We start from the raw sequence: 19,947 nt of genomic DNA, 5'->3' as shown, positions 1-19,947 counted from the left end.
CCGCAAGGGACCGTGAGAGATCCGCGGGTCGTCCAGGTTTCACGCCGCTACGTCGCGGATACGGCATTGCGACGCTTGGCCGTGTCGTTTGGCCGGGCAGGCGTCGCAATGCCAGTATTTCTGTCTACGAGAATTGACGGATCTTCTCTGCGACCTGGATGGCATCTCCCTGCGGAGCGGTAGAAGCCCGGTCCGGCTTGGCGAACAGGAGGTAGGCCAACCCGGACACCGCCACCACGAGGAAGCCGATCAATGCAATCCACTGGTCATACCAAGGTGCATCAAGACTCAAATCGGGCTTGGCCAGTACAATCATGCCGAAGACCAGGTAGCAAAGGGCTGCGATGTTGACGGTCAGTCCCCAGCGTCCCAAGCGGAAGGTGCCTGCTGGACGCCACCCCTTCAGTCGGGCTCGAAGCGCGGCGAGGACCACAACCGCGAAAGCGCAGTATCCGGCTACCATCTGGAAGGCTGCAATCCTGAACAGGGAGTCCGGGGAGATGAAGACATAAATCGTGAGAACGACAGGGAGAACATTGATCATCAGCAGGGCGTTGACGGGAACGTGGGAGTTCCGCCCATTCTTTGCGATCAAGTGGCTGCCTGGGAACATGCCGTCCCTGGCGAATGAGAAGACGAGTCGTGAGGATGCGGTCTGCTGGCCCATGACGCCGGCGAGGAAGGAAATCAAAATGATCACAAGGAAGATTTTCATTCCGACAGTACCCAGAGAGTCTTGAAGGATGGTCGGAATGGGATTTGCGTCCTCTCCCGACACGATCTTGGAAAGGTTCGGTGCGGCAAGAACGTAACCGGCAAACGAGAATACAGCCGCGGTACCGCCGATGATAACGGTCATGATCATGGCTCGTGGAATGCTTCGCCCCGGGTTGGGAGTTTCTTCGGCGACTTCGCCACAGGCCTCAAAGCCATAGAACATGTAGAGGCCCACCAGTGACGCGCCGAGGAACATTGCGACATACGATCCGCCGCCGTCTGCTCCCATTCCGCTGAAAAACACCGAAATATCGTTCTTGCGCTGGAATATGATGAGGTACAAACCAACGCCGATGATGCCGACCAACTCACCCGCGAGACCGATCTGGCTGATCCTGGCCAGAGCCTTGGAACCCCGCAGATTGAAAAGCAACGCGATGCTGATGACAGCGAGGGTGATCACCAAAGTTTGGATGGGGGTGGCGGTGACCGACGGTTCTTCGGGGGTACCAAAGAGAAGACTGGCCGCAAATCCCGAACTGAAGAGGGCCGTAGTGGTGATTCCTACGGTTGTACCACCGATGTAAACCCACGACATCCACCACGCGGCGCGGCCGTTCCATAGGCGCCGGGCCCATTGGTACAGCCCTCCGGCCAGAGGGAATTGAGAAACAATCTCACCGAAGACCAAGGCCACCAGGAGCATGCCCGCACCAACGATGAAGATCCAGAACACCGAAAGTGGGCCGGATTTAGTCATGCCGAGCGCGAAAAGAGCTACCACCCCGACCATCGGGGACAAGTACAGGAAGCCGAGGGCGAAATTGGCTATGGGGTTGATTTTTCGCTCAAACTTGGGCTCATATCCGAGGGCGCGGAGATGATCATCATCTCCTCGGCGTTGCGGGAGTTCTGGGTGGGACATTTGCAGGCTCCTAGAGTAGAGAGTTGGGCAGTCGCCTTGTGATCGCCGTTGACCGTGGCGTGAATTAGGTTGGACCAGCGCTTTGTGGCTGGCCGTCCTCTTAGGGCGATTAGGGCTTGGAGTGCCTCAGAAATCTTTGCGAAAAGATGTGTTTCTCAATGTTATTTTGGCGAATGCCATAAAACAACGCCGTATTAACTTTCGCTTCCCATAAGACTTTCTTATGCCTTGCCGCAATTGGGCGACGAAGGGTTTCGGTGCGCAGGGGAGCGCTACTTACGCCTTCACGAGGCGGAGGGAGACGTTATCGAGATGATGGAAGAGCGCACGGTGCCCTGCCTTTTCCAACCGTAGCCAGATCAGGGTTCCATCCTCGGATACACAATCAACTATTCCCCGGTCGGTTGTGGAGTTCTCCAGTGTGACCTCCACGGAGGTCCCCCAAACGAGTTCGCTCCAGGGTATTGCATGCTGGTCATGGACTTGGCGGGCAGGGGGTGTTGTCAGGTGCATGTCTTGCATTTCCGCTCCAGATGGAGCCGTCCAATGGATGGTAGGTGGGTACTGTCAGGGTCCTGGCCGCGGTACTGGCAATACCGCAGCCGGGACCTTGATGTGTTGAGTTTATTTCCGCGCGGCCCAGGCGAGGCCTTGTTTGGTCAGCAGTCGGACGTTTGGTTCGTCCAGGTCGCTCGGGCTGTGGCCGACGGAGTGGAAGAAGACACGCCCGTCTCCCCAGTTGCGCACCCAGGCCACCGGGCTCTTGTGACCCTTGATCCACGGGAGGTGCTCGCCGCTGAAGACCGTTTCAGCAAGGACGTGATTGTTGGGGTTGACGTGCATGTAGTACTGCTCCGAGGCCACCTTGAAATCGCCTACGTTGGAAGTAACTTCGTGGGACGGGTCCGTGATGGTGACGTCGTATGGTTGCGGGAACGCCTCACCGGCGGGATGCTCGATAAAGTCGCCTCCGAGAAGGAAGTGGTACTTCAGGCTGGCCCGGAAAGCGGCGCCGGCGCCGTGCCAAGCGGCAAATCCCGTCCCTGCCTGCACGGCTTCGAGGAGACGGTCTTCCTGGGCGTCGCTGAGGTCCTCGGTGGTAAGGGCATTGTTCCAGCCGATAACTATGAGGTCGTATCCCGTCAGGTCTCCATCAAGGCGGAAGATATCCTGCGTCTCTTCGACGTCAAAGTCGAGCTCTTCGAACAGCCCTCGAGCCCAGTCAGCGATTGCATAGGGTGTGTGTCCTGGCCAGCCGCCGTAGAGGTAGAGCACTTTGGTCATGGGTTTCTCCTTCGGTGGGTCCGAGATGATCTCGTATTGGGGTCTGGGCGATGCATGGTTTCTTAAGCAGGGCTAGGGCGGAGCCGCCTTCGCGGATCCGCCCCAGCGTTGAGTTTGGTGAGGGTGGTGGATTGCCACCCCGCCATGAATTTAGAGGTGCTGTTCCCTTTCGCGGAACTCGCGGTATTCGTCCTGACGTTCGTCTTCAATGTAGGCGGGGACCGGGAAGTCCCACCAGCCCGGAACCCAGGGACCCGCAGCGTCCCGGTCCGTCGGAATTTCCACAAGGGCAGGTTCGTTGGATTCGACGGCTTCCCTCAAGATGTCTTCAAGTTCATCCGGAGCATTGACGCGGTAGGACTTCAGGCCGAAGGCTTCGCCGAGTGCTTTGTAGTCGGGGGAGTATGGCGTGCCGTCGGGGTGGTTGAATTCGACGCCGATGTGGCGACTGGTCTGCTTCCGCTGCCCACCCCGGATCGACATGAAGCCGGAGTTGTCCTGGACTATGAAGACGACGGGAATGTTGTTAGTGACACAGAGCCCAATCTCCTGGGCGGTCATGAGGAAGTCACCGTCACCAACGATGCAAACGACCGGCCGGTCGGGCGCGCCGAGTTTCGCTCCGATGGCGGCCGGGACCGCCCATCCCATCGATGAGAACCCGCCTGATGTGAGATGGGTCCGCGGCTCGTAGACAGGGAATGTCTGCTTGACGGCTCCTTGGGCGTTGCCGGAGCCCACAACCACAATGCCGTTCCGGGGGAGCACCTTACGAAGTGCACCCAGCGGGCGCTGGAAGGTGAAGGGGAACCGGTCTGAGTCACGGCGACTGGCCAGTTTTGTTTCCCATTCAGCTTTCTTCTCGGCAAGCTCGGCCAAGTATTCGGTTCGTGCCGGAGTTTCCTCGGTTGCCAGCGCCGAATTGATTGCTGCGACAGCATGCCGTGCGTCAGCGACAATTCCCACTTCCGCAGGGTAATTCTTGCCGATTTCCTGAGGGTCGATGTCGATGTGGATCAGCTTGCCCGGCGGAATGGAGAAGCTGACACCCTGGGCGTAGCTCGATGCAGACCAGTCGGTGAAGCGACAGCCAATGGCAATGACGAGGTCTGACGTAGACGCCATCGCGTTCCCGGGTATCGTGCCTGTCTGTCCCACGCTCCCGGCGAAGAGATCGTGATCTTCAGGGAATGCGCTCTTGCCGTTCCATGTGGTGACGACCGGGATGTTCCACTTCTCGGCGAGTGCGAGGACTTCCTCGGTAGCGTTGGCCGTGATCGTACCTCCGCCGACGACGATGACCGGCCGCTGAGCAGACTTGATCAACTCTCCGGCCGCGTTAGTGGCAGCGGGGTCCGGGAAAGCCTGGCCGACAGGGAGGCGCTTGGCGAGCTCATGAATTTCGACGTCGGCACGCTCAGCCTGTACGTCCATGGGGATTTCCACGTGCACGGGACCGGGGCGGCCGGTCAACATCGAGCTGAAGAGTCGCTGCATGATGAAGGGCAGCTCTTCAACCTTGCTCACGGTCCAGTGGCGTTTGGAAACCGCTTCGGCAACTTTGGGGAAGCTGTTGGCCGTGAAGCGTTCCAGCTCCTGGAGCAACCCGTGGCCGCGCATGTGGGTGGGGGGGCCACCAGTGATGACCAGGACATTGGTGGAATCCGTGTAAGCCGTTGCCATGCCGATGACAGTGTTGCTGGCGCCGGCACCGATGGAGGTTACTGCCGCCATCGGTTTGCCGGTAACCCGGTAGTACCCATCAGCGATGTGTACCGCGCTCTGCTCGTGGAATGTGTAAATGAAAGGGATCTGTGAGTCCTCTTCCAAAAAGGCATCGGTCAGAGACCAAATTCCGTGCCCTGGGATACCGGCAACGTATTCGACGCCGTAGGACTTGAGAGCTTGGGCGACGATCTGTCCGCCTGTCAGCTTAGTCATGCTTCCTCCGTAGTTGTTCGAGACAACCAATTTTTGATGTGTGCCCATCCCCTCGGGGACGAATGCAGTTGGCAGTGCGGGGGCGCCCGTCGGTTGTCGATCCCTGAACCAGGGCCGGGTGAATCCTGTGTGCGCCCCGCCACAGCGGTTGGCTGCTTCCACAGTAGGTGTAGTTGCGGCATAGCACAACCAAAGGAATTCCTTCTTTAGCCATAACTTTAGGCTATAGTCAATTCCATAAGCTGAGCTTATGTCAACCCAAAGACATGGGTCCGTTGTGCTATAGGAGCTAGCTCATCTACGGTTTAGAAAACGTCCGCCTCCGCGACGTTCATCACTGAAGATCAATTCTGTAGGAGTGCCCCAATGGCCCGTCACCTCAAATCTGCGTCCGTGCCCAGCGATGCGGGCAGTGCCGCACCGGACGTCCGCGCGATTGTTGAAGGCGTCATCGCCGATATCCGGACCCGCGGAGATGCCGCCGTCCGTGACTATTCTGAAAAATTTGATAAGTGGGGCCCCGAGAGCTTCCGGCTCTCCGCCGAACAGATCGAGCAGGCGATCTCCAGGGTTCCCCGCCAGACACTGGATGACATCCGCGAAGTTCAAGAGAACGTTCGACGTTTCGCCGTTCTTCAGAGAGAGTCGCTGAATGATTTCGAGGCCGAAGTGCAGCCTGGTGTCATTCTGGGCCAGAAGAATGTTCCTATCGAAGCGGTTGGGGCCTATGTTCCTGGTGGTCGCTACCCACTTCTTGCGTCAGCCCACATGACGATCGTCACCGCGAAGGTTGCCGGTGTGGAACGGGTCGTCGCCTGCACTCCTCCGTCGCAAGGGAGAATCCCGGACGCTACAGTGGCCGCCATGCATATGGCTGGCGCAGATGAGATCTACCTGCTTGGCGGCGTCCAAGCCATAGCAGCCATGGCAGTGGGAACGGAAACGATTCAGCGCGTCGACATGCTGGCTGGTCCGGGCAACGCTTATGTTGCCGAAGCCAAACGTCAGCTTTTTGGCGCTGTAGGCATCGATCTGTTTGCCGGGCCTACGGAAGTGCTGATCGTCGCGGATGAAAGCGCAGATCCATTCCTTGTCGCCGTCGACCTTCTCAGTCAGGCAGAGCACGGTCCCGACTCGCCGGCAATCCTCGTGACGACGTCGGCTGAGGTGGGCGAGCAAACCATCAGGCATGTGGACGAACTGCTGACGAACCTCCCCACGTCAGCGATTGCTGAGCCGGCCTGGCGAAATCACGGTCAGGTTATCCTTGCCGATTCGCTGTCAGAAGCGTTCGCTATAGCTGATGAGTTTGCGAGCGAGCATGTGCAGATCCTCACCAGTGCCCCGCGCGAGGCATTGGGGGCCATGCGGAACTATGGCGCGCTGTTCCTGGGTGAAAACACCTGCGTCTCTTACGGAGACAAGGTCATCGGAACCAATCACGTCCTTCCTACTCTGGGTGCTGCACGCTACACAGGAGGACTTTGGGTTGGCAAATACCTTAAGACTCTGACTTATCAGGAAGTAACGACCCTCGAGGCAAGTGCTCGCTTGGGCGAACTGTGTGGCCGTGCCGCCCGGGCTGAAAACTTCGAAGGACACGCTCGGTCAGGTGATCTGAGGGCTGCGAGGCTCGCCAACTCCACCCCAGCTTGGGCATGACGTCTACTGAATCGTCGGTAGGGCAGATGGTCAATACCGTCGCCGTCGATGCCGTCGCCAAATCCTTTGCGACGGCATCGACGCCAACAACATCGACGCCAACGACCCGGACCGAAGCTGACTTGTTGGGTTCGGCCCGTGTCCCGACTGAAGCATATTGGGGAATCCATACCCAGCGGGCCGTGGAGAATTTCACACTCGGCGCCGATCGACTCGAGGCTTTTCCATCTCTGGTTTCGGCCTTGGCGGTCGTCAAGCAGGCCTGTGCCCGCGCCAACGGGGACTATGGTCTGTTGACGCCAGAGGTACGCGGCGCCATCGAGTGGGCATGTGAGCAGCTTCGTAGTGGTCAATACCTGGACCAGTTCCCCGTAGAAATGATTCAGGGCGGCGCCGGAACCTCAACAAACATGAATGCCAACGAGGTCATTGCCAATCTGGCATTGGAACGACTGGGATGTGAAAAAGGCTCATATGCCGTAATTCACCCCAATGAGCAGGTGAACAAGAGCCAGTCGACAAACGACGTGTACCCCACAGCGCTGAAAATAGCCATGATCACCAGCACGGATGACCTTCTTGCGGCCTTGGAGCGACTCACAAAGTCCTTCGATGGAAAGGCCGCCGAGTTTGCCGACATAGTCAAGATTGGCCGTACCCAGCTCCAGGACGCGGTTCCCATGACGTTGGGGCAGGAATTCGAGACCTACGGGGTCACGCTCCGCCGTGATCGGGATCGGCTCTTGGAAGCAGCAGGGCACCTTCATGAAGTAAACCTGGGTGCGACGGCGATCGGCACCGGAATTGCGGCGCCGGCCGGCTTTGCAGTTTCGGCAGGGAACCACCTGCGGGAACTCACCGGCAGGCCCATGCGGACCTCTGAGCACCTCATCGAATCGACTCAGGATGTTGGGACATTCACTCTGTTCTCAGCAACCTTGAAACGCCTGGCAGTTAAACTCTCCAAGATCTGCAACGATCTTAGGCTTCTGTCTTCGGGACCCAGGTCGGGACTCGGAGAAATAAACCTGCCGGCCCGTCAAGCGGGTTCGAGCATCATGCCGGGGAAGGTTAACCCCGTAATCCCCGAGCTGGTGAATCAGATTGCCTTTGAGGTCATCGGCGCTGACCTGACAGTCACACTTGCCGCAGAAGGCGGCCAGTTGCAGCTCAATGCCTTCGAACCGATCATCGGCTACTCCATCTTCAGGTCCATGGAACACCTGAAACAAGGGATGGATCTGTTGGCTGCATTCTGCGTTGACGGCATCACCGCGAATGCTGAAACGCTTGCTGGGCATGTCAACGGCAGCATATCCATAGTCACGGCACTCGTGCCGCAGATTGGGTATGTAGCCGCCACACGCATAGCCAGAGAAGCCCAGGAAACCGGGGCCAGTGTGAAGACACTGGTGCTTGATCTTGCTCTTATGACGCCGGATGAGTTTGACGACCTTATTCTCATGCGGCCCTGCTCGCGATTGTGACGTCGACCTGATTATGAGTCCACGGGCGGTTGCCGCGCCTCATCCAGACGGGAGAAAAAATGGGCTTCCTAAACCGTGTAGACCCGGAGCTCGTTCCGGGCCTCTCAGACATGGAAGTGGTGAAGTCACCGACATCATCCAATGAGCTTCAGGCTTTCAGGCAAGACTATGCCCGGCTCCTACGGGACCGTGCCAAGGCTGCGAGGCCCCTCGAGGGCATTGCGCGTGACGACTTCGAGGTTCCCTGCTTCGACGGAGCTGGCACCCTCTTGTTACGGCGATACTCCCCTAAGAGCGTGATCACTCCGGCGCCTGCAATCTATTGGATTCATGGCGGTGGCATGATCGTTGGGAGCGTAGAGGGCGACGACATCTACTGCGAGACCTTGGCCAATGAGACCCAGGTGATTGTGCTCTCCATTGATTACAGGCTCGCTCCGGAGAACGGCTCGGCTACTCCGGTGGAGGACGCCTTCGCAGGGCTCCAGTGGGCTGTCGAGCACGCCGGATTGCTGAATATTGATCCGGAAAGGGTCGCTGTCGCAGGTGGCAGCGCAGGCGGTGGTCTGGCCGCCGGGGTGGCGATGCTTGCCCGGGACCGGTACGGGCCACGAATTCTGTTTCAGCACCTTCTGTATCCCATGCTCGACGACAGGGAAACGACGATATCGTCGCAGGAGTTTTCCGGCATTCCCAGTTGGAGCCCGGAGAACAATCGATTCGCATGGCAGTGCCTTCTCGGCCCGGCGGTGGGCACGAGCGAGGTCAGCCCCTATGTAGCCCCCGCGCGGATGCCGGACCTGGCTGGTCTGCCTCCAACCCTTATACAAGTTGGTGAGCTCGATACGTTTAGGGACGAAGACATCGACTTCGCAGCCAGGCTGATGCAAGCCGGCGTCAGGACCGAACTTCACGTCTATCCTGCCGCCTACCATGCCTGGGACGTCTATAACCCCGCGGCCCGCTTGACCGTTCAAGCGTATAGGGACAGGAACGAGGCCTTCAGGCGCGCCCTATGGGACCAGTAGGTCCTTCCCCGCAATTCATCACTTATACAGCCAGGATATTTTTACTGTGAACTCCTCTGACATGCTCTCCTATTTTGTCATCAGCTCCATGAGCGACCATGTTCGCAGCGCCCTCCCTGATGCGCCGGTCATCGCCGGGACGTCTCCACGATGGTCGGCGCTGAGGCGACGCTTAGTACTAATGCGGCATCGTGCTGCAACGGTTCTGCACAAGACGGCGTGGGCAGTAGAACCGCATCCGTGTGCGCATGAGCTACCTATTGACCGGGGGCAACCTGAGGAGCAGCCTTGAACCAAGCAATGTCGCCTCGATGGCCACACCCTGGTGACAACACAGGCGCCGATTCCCAGCTTTGGCTGGTGGGGGAGCCAGGGTCCCACTACCAGATATTCCATGACCCCTTAGTCGCTGCCCCGAACCTGAGCGAAGCGCAGGGTGCCGGCGACGACGTCAGACGTACGGACGCTCGCAGGCCACGCAAGGACCAGCGTGGGAAACGTGACCCCAAAGGTATCCGTGCCGAGGCAAGGGCGCAAGTCTCGAAAGATCTGATTCTGCTTGCCCGTCGAAGTTCTTCGATCCAGCACCCGACTGTTCCGGTCTCTAGGCACTAACAGCTTTGGATAGCCGTGGGAAGGAAGGTCGATTCCAACCATCGTCGCGACACCGGGGATTGTCAGGAGTTGTCGTAGCCAGGGATAACCGCCCGCACTATGCGCAGACGCTGGCCCTCAACCGCCACTAAGGCGCAGAGGGGGCAGGATCGCCCGGACCTCCGAGCTGAGGGCGTTCATCCAGAAACACTTCAACAAAGTTGTGAAGTCCGGGCGTGATCTGCCGATGGTTCCAGTTCCCTATGTCTGGACCGGCCTGAACTGCAGCTGGCGTTATTACCATCTACTAAATCCCTGAATTGAGTGCCGTGAGTGCTCCGTAGGGAGTTTCCAACGCGCGCGGCAGCGCGATGACTGGCTTGGGAAGGGCTCCGAGATGAGTCTCACGCCGGTTCCACCGCAGCTACCGGCGCTCGCGTCTGTTGATGCAAGCCGTAGCCACCGCGCCATGCTCCGTGTCGGTGGTGTTTGATGTCCACCTGCTCCAGTCAGACGCCACTCAGAGGGCAGATTTCCATCCTGCCTGCGCGGATAGTTACCCGAGGCTTACGGTCGCTCCAGTGGCTGAGGACTTTTGCGCGGCTAGCGCGACCCTCAGGCTTAGCAGGCCGTCTTCACCTGACACTGCCGGACGCCCGCGGCCAAGAACGGCTTGTTCAAACATTTCGAGGATGACAACATACGGGTCCTCCTTCGATTCCACATTGAAGATCTCCTGCCCCTTAGCATTTGTCAGGGTAATCGTCCCACTGGACTCCTGGGTCATTGCGTTCCGTACCTGTAGCGAGCCTTTGGTGCCGAATAGGCGGAGAGACGTTTATGCATGCGGCAGGGCGAAGGAATCAATGGTTTGGGCGAATACCCGGTTCCCCTTTTCGGTCCTGTATTCAATGAGGGTTACGGCGCTATCCGTTCCTTCTCCAGAATTCCATTCGGCTTGGGCAGCAGCAAGGCAAGTGACCGATAGAGGCATACCCAGGAGAGGGTTGAGCACTGAAGCATCGTGACTGGTCAGATCCAGAATGACCCCGGGGCCCATTCGAGGTTCTGATATCCGCCACCCACGTAGTCTCTCGTGCAGCAGCCCAGTATTGGATACCTGGGCGGCCAACACAGTCCCAATCCTCCCCGACGATACGATCTCCCTGACTTTACGATGCACGGCATTGTGCGGCAGACGGTGATTTACTGCCAGGATCAGGCGGCGCCCGGCGGCAAGTTGTACCATTTCACGGGCCTCATCCTCAGAGAGGGCCATCGGTTTCTCGCAGAGCACATGCTTTCCGGCAAGAAGGGCCAGCTTCGTTCGTCGATGAGATGTAGACAGCATCCACGTCCATGCCGAGCAACGTCTGAACAGCCGTTGTGGGTGCACCGATTTCATGGAGATCGGCATAACTTTCGGCATGTTTCGCAGAGCTGCTCATGACCCCACGGATAGGAGATCCTGTGGATCTTATGGCAGGGATCAGGCGCGTCGCGGCAATGTCGCTGGCACCGATGAGGCCCCATCTGATTTGTTGACGGGGCTGGCTAGTCATTCTCACTCCGTCCTTGCGTCATTTGTACCTGTTCAGATGTAAGAGGGCGGGTCTCCAAATCCTGGGCCCCGCCGTCACTCAGCGGACGTGCTGAACGGGAGAAAGCGATTGCAATGGCTACCCCTCCGAGGACGATGAAGAGCGCAGAACGGATGCCGGTGTGGTCGCCGAGAAGCCCCAGCACAGGTGGGCCGACCAGGAACGCGACGTATCCTGCCGTAGCTACAGCGCTGACGCGTGCTGCCGTGCCACGGGAATCGTCCCCTGCTGCTGAGAGCCCGAGGGGAAAGCCTAAAGCTACGCCAGCGCCCCATAGCCCCACACCAATCATGGCAAAGACCGGAGTCGGCCCAAGAATGACCAGGAGCAGACCCGCTGCCGCGACAAAGCCCAGACCCTGAAGGATCTGGCGACGGCCGAAACTGGCGACCAACCAGGCACCCAATACTCTGACCACAGTCATCAGTCCTGCGTACAAGGCAAAGCCGAGCGAAGCATAGACTTCGTTGACGCCGTAGCCGTCCACCAAGGCCAGCGGTATCCAGTCATTACCGGCGCCCTCGGCGAAGGCCATTCCCATGACGACAACTCCCAAGAGGATGGTCCGTGGCTCCCGCCAAACCCGCACACGCTGCCGGGAACCAGCCCTTGGCCTAGCCGTGCGGGGCTCAATTCCGGTATCTTTTCCTACCCATCGAACAGTCAGGATCGTTCCAAGGATGAGGAACACACCCGTAACGCCCAAGTGGAAAATAACGGAAGTCTCCGCGAACACGGCCGCGGCCCCCACCCCGGACCCGCCCAAGGTCCCGACACTGAAAGCAGCATGAATTGCCGGCAAATAGGTCTTGCCTGTGTGCCGCTCTAGGGCCGCCCCTTCAACATTCAAAGCCACTTCAAGCAGCCCGAATCCGGCCCCGGTCATGGACAACCCAGCAAAAGCGAGCCATCCCAAGGACTGATCACTCCCGCCTCCGGCTGACAGGAGGCCGAGGCCGATACACAAAGCGCCGGTAAGAATCCCGGTCCTTGTACCCCACCGCGAAACCACCTGACTTGCAATGGTGAGCCCTATCACAGAGCCTACGGAGACGCCAAAGATTATCCACCCCATTTCGCCGACGGAGAGATCTAACGCAGCCCTGATGGAGGGGGTGCGCGTGATCCAGGCGGCCTGCCCGGCCCCTGTCAGCGCAAAGACCACAAACAGGGCGTTGCGCCATGCTCGGTGGTTGGCATTAGGGTAGGTTTGAAGCATCGGGTTCCTTGGGATGGGGAGCTGCGCTGTTGTGGATTGGGTCTTTTCTGAATATTTCCAGCTCTATGTAAGAGTCTGGAATTCCGCCGGAATGATATCCGGATGGTGCCGAACATGCGCGCCTGATTCAGTCCTGAATGCTCAGGATGCGGTGGCATTCAGGCAGCTTGAGCCTCAATAATCTTCACCTGATGGTGCATTATTAGCAAACTCCATGGTGCCCGGTAATGCTTCACCTTTGAGGCGCCAGAGGATCTGCTTATACCTTGCTCCGAGATCCCATTGCCTAATTCTCGGGAATCGGATCAGCCTTGAAGTCATTGTTGGCTTGGGATCGTTCCGACGGCGTTCCTAAGTGGTAGTGAATGCCCATGTCAGCGTGGCCTGCTATAGGATAGTCTTATGACACTCACGCAATTGCAGGCATTTCTGGCAGCTGTCAGGCACGGATCATTCAGTGCAGCTGCCCGTGATTTGAGCATCTCCCAACCAGCCATATCCGACCTCGTGCGCCGCTTGGAAGATGAACTTGGTGCGCCCCTTTTCATGCGTGGAGCCCGTCGACTCCTCCTCACTGCCGCCGGTGATGAGTTGCTACCATTTGCGGAACAATCCGTTATGGCAGCCGAGGGCGGCGCTCAGGCGGTTAAGTCCCTGACAACACTTGAGGGTGGAACTGCAACTTTTGGACTTCTGCGCAATGCAGATTATTACTTGCTGTCTAACCTGGCTAAGGAATTTCATGCAAAGCACCCGAAGGTCCGCATCAGGCTGGTCGGTCAGAATTCGGCTGAGACGGCTGAAGCTGTTCTTGCGGGGGACCTGGAAGCGGGGCTTATTGTTCTGCCGGTAGTTCTGAGCGGCCTTAAAGCCATTCCGCTGGTGCGCGACGAAATTGTTCATGTGACCCGGGATAGAGAAGTGCTGCAATCGGGCTCGACGAGCATAGAGTCCTTCGCTCAGCGGCCGCTCATTCTTTACGATGCGCACTACGCCAAACGCGACCCAACACGGCGCCAGGTTGTTGACCGGGCGGAAACGGCGGGTTTGACTTTGGCGCCCCAGATTGAGGTGGAGCAGGTTGAGTCCGCTCTTGCCCTCGTGTCTGACGGGATAGGGGATACCTTCACGTGCCGGGCAGTGGCGGCCAGCCCAACCTTTCCCAAAGATCTTGGCGTGGTGCCATTTGATCCCCCCATTTATGACACGATCGCCCTCGTTAAGAAGTCGGGGCATACCCTGTCGGCAGCAACAGGTGAACTAGCCAAGCTGGCGAGGACGACGTTGCTTAAAATGGCGCATTCCGGCGAAGGCACATGGCAGGCCGTCGAGCGTCGTGCCAAGTAGTGGTCCGGGGCCGCGCTACTTACGGACATCGGCAGTCGTTTCGCTAGGGGGAAGAGCTTCCTCGTCGCGCCGGTCACTCCTGTAGAGACTCTCAAGAATCGTCATTGACGTGGCGAAGCTGTGTTGTGCGACCATGGCACGGCTCGCCGTGCCCATGGCGTGACGCTCTTGCTCAGACAATCGGAGAATGCGCTCAATTTGGCGCGAGAACTCACGCCTGTCGCCAGGTGTAAACAGGAATCCGTTGATTCCTTCATTCACAAGATGTGGCAAGGCCAAAGCGTTCGCAAGGACCAAGGGTTTGGAAGCAGACATGGCTTCCAGTGAAACAAGGGACTGGAGATCGGCAGTACCCGGCATGGCAAAAACGCTGGAACGAAGGTAGGCGCACCGAAGTTCCTCGTCGGTTGCAAATCCCGTGAATGTGACCTTTTCGGCGACCTGCAAATGCTTGGCTTTCATCTCCAAGGCTGGTCGCTGCTCCCCGACCCCCACTATCTCAAGGCGTGCCTCCAGATCGGCGGGTAGCAGGGCGAAGGCATCGATGAGCTGGTCAACATTCTTTTCTTTGGCAAGACGACCAACGAACAAGATGACCGGAGCTTCTGGTTTGTCGATGAGCTCTCCGGGGGCCAACTCGTATCGTTCTGCATCTATTCCGTTGGAGACTGGCACGACGCTCCGGGAAAAGCCATGGCTATACATCGTTTCCGCGGATTTTGTTGTCGGAGTGGTGATGACGTCTGCCATTCCGAGGACTTTATCCATGTCCCGCCAGGAGTTCTTGGCGACGATTTTGAGAAACCACTGCGGGAAGGGGAGAAACGGGTTCATGTTCTCCGGCATGAAGTGATTCGTGGCGATGAGGCGTGTGCCGCTCCGCACAGCCTCTTTAGCCACCGACTCTCCGACCATATAGTGGCACTGGATGTGGGCAACATCAGGCGAAACATCCTTAAATATCTTTCTAACTTCGCCCTTGATCTGCCATGGCAAACAGAGTCTGAGGGTAGGGTGCGTCGGTGCTGCGTGGGACCTCAGTCGATGCACCGTCACGCCGTCCTCCACGCCGCTCACGCTTGGTCCCACTTCGCTGCGGGCCGCGATAACGTGCACCTTGTGGCCCCGAGCCTTCATGCCCATGGCCAGTCTGTACGTCGACATTGCCGCACCGTTAATGTCAGGCGGGTAGGTGTCGGCTCCTATCAGGATGGTCAAAGGACCTTGCAGAACGGATCGAGCCAAAGGGAACTCCTTAGTAGTTGTCGCCGGGACGGTATCCAGGTCCCAGGCGCGGGCGTTCGGCCGCAGCTAGCAAGCCTATGGCGTCTGGGGCGGTTTGAGGGCCCGGGAGATCCAGAGGCACAAAGCCGCCAACAGGAACAGCCAAACTGTGTTCGCCTGGGCGGTGCCGCTTGAAACTAGGTCAAGTCCGGCAAGTGAGGCCAGTGCAGCGAGTACCCAACACGCGGCACGGCCCAACGCCTCTGGCGACGGTTCTTTTACTCGAAACTGCCACATAGTCTGCTCACTTTCGTGGTGCCCCAGGGTGGCGGGTGGTCAACCGGATCCAGTCCGGACGCCCTCGGGCTCCCTGGTAGCTTAGCTAGTAGGACAATAACTTAACCCCGCGCTGTGGGGCCAAAATCCATAAACTAAGGTTATGATTCGTGCAAGCCTGCGATATGCCTTGGGCCCGCAAGTTCGAGGGCCGCGTTGATGGGGGCTGGTCCGGTAGAGGACCGGACCTCCATTTTGGTGGGAAGGATCGTCATGCCTACTGTCTCGCCGGCAACGCTGCGAATAATGGCTTCGGCAGCTCGCCGACCTTTGTCTATAAGGGGCTGGCGCACGGTAGTGAGACCGGCGGCTGCTGACTCGGGCAGGTCATCGAAACCAACCACTGAAACTTCCTCCGGTACGGACTTTCCCATCACCCGAAGAACCTTCAAAGCGGATAGCGCCAGAACGTCAGTTGTCGCCAAGACGGCAGTCAGGTTGTGACGGCGGAGGAGGTCTTCAGCGGCTCTTTGACCCTCAGTAAAAAGAAAACCTCCGGCTTCGACGATAGGTACTGCCGACGGATCCAGGCCCGCTTGTTGGAATGCTGCACGGTAACCGGCTAGCCTCTCCCGCGCTACTTCGTCCTGCGCATGTCGGACTCTGCTCTGTGATGCAAATCCCCTCGATCCATCCGGGCGTAACCGGTCGACGAGTATCCCGATCCGGTGATGGCCGAGTTCAAGCAGGTGCTCGGCCGCTCTACTCGCGGCACTTCGATCATCGATGCCAACGAAAGGAACTCCCTCAATCTTTGGTGAATCGATAATGACACAGGGCAAGCCTCGGTTTAGCGCACTTGAAACCGCCGGGTGACCGTCGGGCAGGCTGTAGATAAGAAAGCCATCAACGACGCTTCGCTGCACCGCGGGCCATACATCTTCATCTACGGGCAAGTCCCGGCGATTCTTAGTCTGCGGGGGACTTGCGTTGCTGCCCGAGGGCAGCAACGCAAGTGACACGTTGGCCATCTGGCTCACTTGTGCAATGCCCCTCAGGAGCAGCACGGTAGCTGGATCCTCGAAGGCATATGACAGGGAGTCGGTGATCAGCAGACCCAGAGAGCCGACGCTGCCCGAGCGCAGGCTGCTCGCCCCAGGATGCGGTCCGGAGTATCCCAACGTCTGAGCCACGTTGAGGATCCTGGAACGCTGGTCGGCTGAGAGCTTGTTTGGCCGATGGTAGGCGTTGGAAACGCTCGACGCTGAAACCCCGGCAGCCACAGCTACGTCCTTCATGGTCACCATTGGGTGTCCTCCTAGCTAGGTTCCACAGCGTGCGTCACCGATCCGTGGTGGTGGGTGGGAGGAAACTCATTATACAAACTCTCCTGCGTCGGGCTCGCTGACCCCTGTGATCATGGCGACGATCTCCTGCGGGGAAGTCCGGGCTACTTCGCGGCGGCCAACGAGCTTTCCGCGGCGGAAGACGAAGATCGTGTCCATCAGATCAAAGACCTGCCGGAGGTTATGGCTGACGAGGACAACCCCGGTGCCGGCCTGTTTCAAACCGCGGATGATGTCCTCTACCTGTCCGGTTTCCCTGACGCCAAGCGCAGCGGTGGGTTCGTCAAGAATAATGAGTTTGGACCCCCAGCCGGAAGCGCGGGCGATGGCGACACCTTGGCGTTGACCGCCCGACATGCCTCGGATTCGCTCGGAAAGACTCGGTATCCGTACGCCAACCTCGTTTAGCAACTCCTCGGCGCGTTTGCGCATCGCCTTGCGGTTGAGGATGGAGAGGCCACCCATCTTCACATGGAAGATCTCGCGACCCATGAAAAGGTTGTCGATGACGTCCAGGTCGTCGGCCAAGGAAAGATCTTGGTATACGGTCTCGATTCCTACTCCGCGGGCTTCCAAGGGCGACCTGAAGTTACATTCCTCTCCATCAAAGATGATCGTCCCTCCGTCGGGCCTTTCGGCCCCAGAGATCATTCTCACAAATGTTGATTTTCCTGCGCCATTGTCACCGACAACGGCAACGTGCTCGCCGGGCATGAGCTGAAGGTCCAGTTCCGACAGTGCTGTCACGCCGCCGTAGTGTTTCTCGAGGTCCCTAACCCGGAGTAGGGGTGCAGTCGTGTCTACGTTCATTAGAATGTTCCGTTCTTTCGTGATTGGCGTAGCGCCGGATTCTAGCGGGACCGCTTCATGTGCCGGTAGCGTTCGACGCTGACAGCAAGAAGGATGAGCAAGCCTGTGGCAGCGGGCTGCCAGTAGGGTGAAACGCTCATAATGTTCAGCGCGTTGGACATGACTCCCAATAGCAAGGTTCCTACAATCGTTTGTCCAATTCCTCCGGCCCCGCCTGTTAGAGGCGTTCCACCAACGACGACCGCCGCAATTGCCAACAGCGCCCAGGTGGCTCCCGCAGACGGCTGACCGGTGTTGGACTGTGTTACGAGCATGAGGCCGCCTGCGGCAGCGAGCAGGCCACCGATACCAAAGGCAGCAATAACGACACGGTCGACAGCAACCCCCGAGCGCCTTGTTCCCTCGCGGTTTGAGCCGACCGCGTACATCAGTTTTCCCAGGAGCGTGAATCGAAGGAGCGCCCAGCAGGCCAACGCGGCCACGATGAACACGATAACGGTGGAGGGGATGAAACCTACACGGTAAAAGCCGAAGTCACTCCAGGCGTCGGGGAGGCCAAACACGGGCTTTGCTTCGGTTTGGATAAACAAAACGCCTTGGACGATGGCCTGCATACCAAGGGTTGCGACGAAGGGGTTGATTCCGAGCTTCGCGACCAGAAAGCCGTTGATCAGGCCGGTTCCAAGTCCCGCGACAAGTCCGGCGATGATTGCGAGGGGAAGGCCGTATTCAATGGATAACGCCCCGGCCAGAACGCCGGATGCCGCTGCGACGGCACCGACTGAGAGGTCAAAGCCTCCGGCGATGATCATGAGCGTCATCCCGCAAGCAACCACTCCGATAATTGCGTTCTGCTGGAGGATGTTGATGAGATTTTCCGGCCTGCGGAACTCGGGGGAAACCAGACTCATCACAATGACACCCAAAATGAGGACGGCCACCATCGTGTACTTAAAGGCACTGTCTGAGGCGAGCCACGCTCCAATCGTTGGACGCTTGACTGCAGCCGCGGTTTCGGCAGTTGAGCCGCGTGTTGTTGCTTGAGGCATTTCATTCTCCTGATGTCCTCGCTGACATAGGGTTTGCTGCTCGCGTGCGAGGTGGGGATGGGGGAGCAGCATGGCCCGGCTCTTTCATAGAACCCGGTAAATCGTATTACTAACAGAATGATGATGCACATCACACAAAAGCCCTGTCAATGGGGGTTTGCCTATGGGAGTTCAAAGGAAACGTCCATAGTCCCAGGCCTTGACACGATAGATTGCCACCATCAGGCTTGTAAATGCATTTACCAATCGTTTCCGAGCGCCGGACTGGCTGGCGACAGCCGGAAACGAGGGTCTAGAGAGAGCAGACTATGAAAAGAATCATCAAGCGTTTAGCGGCGCTTACCGCTGTGGCGATGGTTTGCCTGGGCGCTTCGGCATGCAGCGAGGCGGGTTCGTCCGGGACGACGTCGTCCAGCGGCGAGAAGCCCAAGATCGGCTTCATGGCCTTCGACATCGGCCTGGACCCGTTTGTCGCGGTCATGGTGGACGAGGTCAAGAAGCAGGCCGACGAATCGGGCGTCGATCTCGATGTCCGAAACGGCGGTGGAGATCTCAACAAGCAGATCTCCCAGATTCAGGAATTCGTCACCGCTGGCAAAGACGCCATTATCGTGTACCCCGGAGACCCTGAAGGAATCGGACCGGCCATCAAAGCGGCCGACAAGGCCGGGATCCCTGTGTTTACCGTCAATCTTGGACTCGAGAAGAGCATCCCTGTGAAGGGGTTTGTTGGCGCTGACGACAAAGACTATGGCCGCAAGCAGGGGCAAATGTTGCTTCAGGCCATTGGCGAGGAGGGCAACGTAGGTTTGGTTATGGGCGGTCTTGGGACATCCGCTCAAATCCTTCGCACCGAAGGCCTAAAGGAAGTCCTTTCCGCGCACCCGAAAATCAAAATTGTCGAAGAGCAGTCCGATGGCTGGCAGGCCGAGAAGACCGTCGCCCTGACCCAGGACTGGGCAAACAAGCACCCCAAGGGTGAACTTGACGCCATCGTCGTCCAAGGCCCGGAAGCCATGGGAGCCATCACCTGGGCGCACGCGAACGGGCGTTCGGAGATCAAATGGATCCTTGGCGATTACCCGAGCGAACTCAAGGAACCAATCGCCGACGGACGGGTATTCGGCACCGTCAGCCAAGATCCAGCAGAACAGGGCCGTGAAGTGATCAAGGCAGCATACGAATACCTGCGGGGAGATAAGAGCAAGGTCAAGCCTGAGCTGTTCACGCCGCTGCCTCTTGTCACCAAAGAGAATGTCGCGACCATGGAGCCCGTCTTCGGACTCTAGGCCCCCAGAGAAACCGATCGATTCGCTCTGATGTCACACCGACGCCGGCCGGCTAGGTTGGATGGCGTAGCCGCCGTCCAACCTAGCCTCTGGGTTCTGGACCCTCAAGGTCAACCACGCTTTCCCAGTAGAAAGCACCCAAGGAAAG

At 58.5% G+C, this 19,947-nt stretch carries 14 protein-coding genes; 5 read left to right on the top strand and 9 right to left on the bottom strand.

Translation table 11 applies throughout. The features are described 5' to 3' along the window. Positions 1-124: 124 nt before the first annotated feature. From ACIQC5_RS12200 to ACIQC5_RS12190, 3 genes are all read right to left on the bottom strand, one after another. Positions 125-1,642, bottom strand: coding sequence for an APC family permease (locus ACIQC5_RS12200; RefSeq protein WP_400282277.1), 1,518 nt, complete (start codon positions 1,640-1,642; stop codon positions 125-127). Between the two features lie 624 nt (positions 1,643-2,266). Continuing rightward, positions 2,267-2,926 carry a ThuA domain-containing protein gene (locus ACIQC5_RS12195; protein ID WP_400282274.1) on the bottom strand — a complete coding sequence of 220 codons (660 nt, stop codon included), beginning with the start codon at positions 2,924-2,926 and terminating at the stop codon, positions 2,267-2,269. A gap of 150 nt (positions 2,927-3,076) precedes the next feature. Beyond that, on the bottom strand, positions 3,077-4,867 hold the full coding sequence (locus ACIQC5_RS12190; RefSeq protein WP_400282270.1) for a thiamine pyrophosphate-binding protein: 1,791 nt from the start codon (positions 4,865-4,867) through the stop codon (positions 3,077-3,079). A gap of 366 nt (positions 4,868-5,233) precedes the next feature. On the opposite strand from ACIQC5_RS12190, the gene hisD reads away from it, so the two are divergent. The 3 genes from hisD to ACIQC5_RS12175 are packed head-to-tail and all read left to right on the top strand — an operon-like array spanning position 5,234 to position 9,044. After that, positions 5,234-6,529: a histidinol dehydrogenase gene (gene hisD, locus ACIQC5_RS12185; protein WP_400282267.1), complete on the top strand. Its 1,296-nt coding sequence runs from the start codon at positions 5,234-5,236 to the stop codon at positions 6,527-6,529. Further along, complete coding sequence (locus ACIQC5_RS12180) at positions 6,526-8,016, top strand: aspartate ammonia-lyase (protein ID WP_400282264.1); 1,491 nt, start codon at positions 6,526-6,528, stop codon at positions 8,014-8,016. Before hisD ends, ACIQC5_RS12180 begins: the two co-directional genes overlap by 4 nt. A gap of 59 nt (positions 8,017-8,075) precedes the next feature. After that, positions 8,076-9,044, top strand: a complete 969-nt coding sequence (locus tag ACIQC5_RS12175) for an alpha/beta hydrolase (protein WP_400282262.1) — start codon at positions 8,076-8,078, stop codon at positions 9,042-9,044. A 1,432-nt stretch (positions 9,045-10,476) separates the two neighbouring features. On the opposite strand, the gene ACIQC5_RS12170 is transcribed toward ACIQC5_RS12175, so the two are convergent. Together ACIQC5_RS12170 and ACIQC5_RS12165 are read right to left on the bottom strand one after the other, a co-directional pair. Beyond that, on the bottom strand, positions 10,477-10,989 hold the full coding sequence (locus tag ACIQC5_RS12170; protein ID WP_400282427.1) for a Gfo/Idh/MocA family protein: 513 nt from the start codon (positions 10,987-10,989) through the stop codon (positions 10,477-10,479). A gap of 203 nt (positions 10,990-11,192) precedes the next feature. Continuing rightward, positions 11,193-12,458: an MFS transporter gene (locus ACIQC5_RS12165; protein ID WP_400282259.1), complete on the bottom strand. Its 1,266-nt coding sequence runs from the start codon at positions 12,456-12,458 to the stop codon at positions 11,193-11,195. A gap of 402 nt (positions 12,459-12,860) precedes the next feature. Here ACIQC5_RS12165 and ACIQC5_RS12160 point away from each other — a divergent pair, with 402 nt between their 5' ends. Continuing rightward, a complete protein-coding gene (locus tag ACIQC5_RS12160) occupies positions 12,861-13,805 on the top strand; it encodes a LysR family transcriptional regulator (RefSeq protein WP_400282256.1) in 945 nt (314 codons plus the stop codon). Between the two features lie 15 nt (positions 13,806-13,820). On the opposite strand, the gene ACIQC5_RS12155 is transcribed toward ACIQC5_RS12160, so the two are convergent. The 4 genes from ACIQC5_RS12155 to ACIQC5_RS12140 all read right to left on the bottom strand — a co-directional run bounded on the left by ACIQC5_RS12155 (position 13,821) and on the right by ACIQC5_RS12140 (position 18,510). Then, positions 13,821-15,050 carry a glycosyltransferase gene (locus ACIQC5_RS12155; protein ID WP_400282254.1) on the bottom strand — a complete coding sequence of 410 codons (1,230 nt, stop codon included), beginning with the start codon at positions 15,048-15,050 and terminating at the stop codon, positions 13,821-13,823. A 416-nt stretch (positions 15,051-15,466) separates the two neighbouring features. Beyond that, positions 15,467-16,612: a LacI family DNA-binding transcriptional regulator gene (locus ACIQC5_RS12150; protein WP_400282251.1), complete on the bottom strand. Its 1,146-nt coding sequence runs from the start codon at positions 16,610-16,612 to the stop codon at positions 15,467-15,469. Between the two features lie 69 nt (positions 16,613-16,681). Beyond that, a complete protein-coding gene (locus ACIQC5_RS12145) occupies positions 16,682-17,461 on the bottom strand; it encodes an ATP-binding cassette domain-containing protein (RefSeq protein ID WP_400282249.1) in 780 nt (259 codons plus the stop codon). Between the two features lie 41 nt (positions 17,462-17,502). Then, positions 17,503-18,510, bottom strand: coding sequence for an ABC transporter permease (locus tag ACIQC5_RS12140; RefSeq protein ID WP_400282246.1), 1,008 nt, complete (start codon positions 18,508-18,510; stop codon positions 17,503-17,505). Positions 18,511-18,818: 308 nt separating this feature from the next. On the opposite strand from ACIQC5_RS12140, the gene ACIQC5_RS12135 reads away from it, so the two are divergent. Beyond that, entirely contained in the window at positions 18,819-19,799 is a 981-nt protein-coding gene (locus tag ACIQC5_RS12135; RefSeq protein ID WP_400282243.1) for a sugar ABC transporter substrate-binding protein, read from the top strand. Positions 19,800-19,947: the final 148 nt, after the last annotated feature.

The organism is Paenarthrobacter sp. NPDC092416 (genome assembly GCF_044755025.1).
Lineage (GTDB): Bacteria > Actinomycetota > Actinomycetes > Actinomycetales > Micrococcaceae > Arthrobacter.
This window is presented reverse-complemented; position numbering and strand designations above follow the sequence as displayed.